This window comes from Vibrio sp. 1401 (genome assembly GCF_033340295.1).
Genome location: NZ_JAWOWF010000473.1, coordinates 1 through 638 on the forward strand (window position 1 = coordinate 1; position 638 = coordinate 638).

At 49.1% G+C, this 638-nt stretch carries 1 protein-coding gene; it reads right to left on the bottom strand.

What is annotated here, in order from left to right:
- A partial coding sequence (locus tag R7Z77_RS26295; protein WP_318137168.1) for a TolC family protein occupies positions 1–638 on the bottom strand: 638 nt, incomplete at both ends.

The window sequence follows — 638 nt, forward strand, 5'->3', positions numbered from 1 at the left end:
GACGTTTCAATAGATCGGAAGGTAAACCGACCGGCACCATGTCCTGCATGACAGGTACACTATGCTGCTTAGATAGGCGGATTTCGACTTGTGTTAGCGGCTCACCAAGCAATACTGCTAAACGATGTTTGTGCGCTTGTTGGGCAATCTCTAACTGCGGAACGAGCGATTCCATTGCCGCAAGTGTGGCCTTCGTTTGGGCTAAATCGAGATCAGAACCGTAGCCGCTGCGCACGACTTTTCCGACGAGGTCGAGTGTGCGTCGTTGATCTTCTAAGTTCGATTTTGCCAACTCAAGGCGCTCGCTTGCGCCTAGGTATTGCAAGTAGTTATGAATCAAATCCGCCGTGATCACCGTGTTCAAGCCGTTTTGATAAATTTGAGCTTGTTCGAGATGAATTTGTGCCGCGTTTGCTTGGCGGTCGATACGCCCAAACAGATCAGCCTCCCAAGCTATACTCGCGCCTGCAAATACGCCATCGTGCTGATTATCCATTAGGGTGACGTTACCAATTTGAGGTGGCAGACCCGACACGGAATCACTGAGTGGATTCAATATCGGACCGAGTGAAGAGTCATTTTTACTGAACTGATAGTTCATGTAACCCGCACCGAGATTAATTGTCGGTACCTTGAAT